Raw genomic sequence first — 2549 nt, 5'->3', positions numbered from 1 at the left:
AGAGCTAGATTGTGTTGGAGTGGTAGTTCAGTTGGTTAGAATACCTGCCTGTCACGCAGGGGGTCGCGGGTTCGAGTCCCGTCCATTCCGCCATTTTCCTCAGTTCTAATATTTAGTTATATTAACTCAGGAAAAGGTAATCACCTCACATTGTGAGGTTGTACTTTATATTATTAGTCTTTATGCTAATAAAGCTCTTATACCTCGAAGTTGAACAACTTCAACATTATATTGATAAAATCATGATTGGGTGTGTAGCTCAGTTGGGAGAGCGTCGCCCTTACAAGGCGAATGTCGGGAGTTCGAACCTCTCCACACCCACCATATCGTTAATTATTCCCTATTTATTTCCTACCTAATCAAAAATCTTCTTATTCAGCTCAAAAATTTACCTTCACTTGTATTTTTTATGGTAAGTCCCTCAAAATTATTTTTTATATTGTAAGTTTATCTATTACTTATCATTATTTTTCCTTTTTAGCCTAATATTGTGTAAATATTGTATTGCGTAAGAAATACTTGCTGGTAATATCAGGCTATGTGCTTCTATACTTGAAGCGTATAAGTGACACAATGATAAAAAATAAAATTTCCAATAAAAATAACAATGGAGCTTATTTATGACTACTTCCTCAAAATTCATGTTTAGAGCAAGTCTTGTTGCGGTCTCTGTGGCAGCAGCGTCATCAGCTTATTCTGCAGGTTTTGCTTTAAATGATCACAGTGCTACAGCTTCAGGTAAGGCCTTAGGTGGTGTAGCGGCTTCTAATGAAGATATTTCTGCCAGCTTCTGGAACCCTGCGCTCTTTGTGAATGCTAAAGAGACAACAGTTTATGCATCGGGTGCTTATGTCATGCCAAGTATGGATGTGACAGTAAATTCTGCATCAGATGCTCAGGGTACAGATTTAACTGCAGATGGCGCGACAAATGATTCTGTTGATAATACTTTAGTTCCTGCTTTCTATTTTGCGAAACCGATTAATGATAAGACTGTGGCTGGCATCTCGTTAAACGTACCGTTTGGTTTGTCGGGTGATTATGGTCAAGATTGGGCTGGCCGTTTTCATGCTACGGAAACAGCAATTCAAGATATTGCATTAAGTTTTGCTCTTGCACATCGTATGAATGATTGGGTGTCATTAGGTGCGAGTATTCAAGTGCATCGTGCGGAAGTTGTCTTAGAATCGTCTGTAGGTGCAGTTAATGCTCCTTTAAGAGAGGGCGTTGGTCGCATTGAGGCGGACGATATAAGTTACGGATATAGTTTGGGTGTGGCATTAGAACCAAGAAAAGGTACACGTGTAGGTTTAGGGTATCGTAGTGAAGTGGATTTTGATTTCAAGGGTGATGTAAAATATACTGATGTGAATAGCGCTTTAGCAGGATATGCTAAACTTTCTGATGCTTCTGTAAGTGACTCAATTACTTTTCCCTCAGTACTGACATTGAGTGTTGAGCAGGATTTGACACCCAAATTAGTGTTAGGTCTTACTGCTATTAGAACGGGTTGGGGGTCAATGGATGGTATTAATATTGACTTTGATAGCGCGCAAAATAACTCAATACTTACTTTTGGTTTTGAAGATCAATGGATGTATTCTGCGGGCTTGACTTACGCCTACTCAGATAAGTTGACCTTACGGACTGGTGTTGCTATGGATAATTCGCCTGTTACTGATGAGTATCGTTCTGCTCGTACACCAGATGGTGATCGTAAATGGATCTCTATTGGCGGAACTTATAACTTCAATGATATGACATCGGCTACCTTCGCCTTTACCCATGTGATGATAGATGATGTTTCAGTTAATCGTAGTGGTTTAACTGAAGATTCTGCTCGTGGCAAATTAAACGCAGATTATGAATCCTCAGCCAATGTTGTCTCTGTTGCTATGAACATGGCGTTCTAAGTCATCCCTTCATAGTTATTGCGCTTTAAAAAAGCCAGAATTCAATTTGAACTCTGGCTTTTTTGTGTCTGGTGTCCCGTCCTGAAATAGGTGTCCCGTCCTGAAATAGGTTTACACCTAGGAGACCTATTATGGGGACATCAAGTAATACCAAGCGCAAGCGTACTCAACGTGACTACACAATGGGCTTTAAATTACAGATAGTGATGGCTGTCGAAAAAGGTGATATGACATATAAGCAAGTTCAAAATATCTACTGTATACAAGGCTGACATACAGCTGATGTGGCTTTGCAAGTGCTGCAAAATGGGCGGATCTACCAACGTGATGCTGCCCATGTCCAAATCCCCCAAAGTAAAAGAAACACCTATTCAAGCAATCAAAATATTCGAGTTAGAACTTTCAAACGGGCAAATAAGAAGAGTTGCTATCAAAACGCATTAGCTGAAAAGGGTGGCTGGGAGATCAAAATAAGAATTTTAATTGAGCGGTGTAGAGTGCTTAAAGAGTTAGGAATGGCAACCAATGAGTTATTTCAGACTGGACTTCCCTAAGTTTGCTAGACAGTAGTTTCTTCTAAAAAATACATTTCTTCGAACTTTGCAGGTGACACGCCGCCTGTATGAGAATGACGTT

The 2549-nt window shown here is 39.9% G+C and carries 2 protein-coding genes and 2 tRNA genes; all 4 read left to right on the top strand.

Annotated elements, in window-relative coordinates:
• Positions 1-16 precede the first annotated feature (16 nt).
• The 4 genes from BUA59_RS23325 (at position 17) to BUA59_RS23990 (ending at position 2185) form a co-directional block, all read left to right on the top strand.
• Positions 17-93, top strand: a tRNA-Asp gene (locus tag BUA59_RS23325).
• A 155-nt stretch (positions 94-248) separates the two neighbouring features.
• Positions 249-324 (top strand) — tRNA-Val (locus BUA59_RS23320).
• A 296-nt stretch (positions 325-620) separates the two neighbouring features.
• Positions 621-1913: an OmpP1/FadL family transporter gene (locus BUA59_RS23315; protein ID WP_072842471.1), complete on the top strand. Its 1293-nt coding sequence runs from the start codon at positions 621-623 to the stop codon at positions 1911-1913.
• A gap of 131 nt (positions 1914-2044) precedes the next feature.
• Positions 2045-2185, top strand: a complete 141-nt coding sequence (locus BUA59_RS23990) for a hypothetical protein (protein WP_175550818.1) — start codon at positions 2045-2047, stop codon at positions 2183-2185.
• Positions 2186-2549 lie beyond the last annotated feature (364 nt).

The sequence above is a fragment of the Marinomonas polaris DSM 16579 genome (assembly GCF_900129155.1).
Lineage (GTDB): Bacteria > Pseudomonadota > Gammaproteobacteria > Pseudomonadales > Marinomonadaceae > Marinomonas > Marinomonas polaris.
The sequence above is the reverse complement of the archived record's forward strand: the minus strand, read 5'-3'. Positions and strand labels throughout refer to the sequence as shown.

Bases quoted from the DNA above. Each gene is read 5' to 3' on its own strand.
- BUA59_RS23315 (WP_072842471.1), top strand. From the start codon at position 621: ATGACTACTTCCTCAAAATTCATGTTTAGAGCAAGTCTTGTTGCGGTC.
- BUA59_RS23990 (WP_175550818.1), top strand. From the start codon at position 2,045: ATGGGGACATCAAGTAATACCAAGCGCAAGCGTACTCAACGTGACTAC.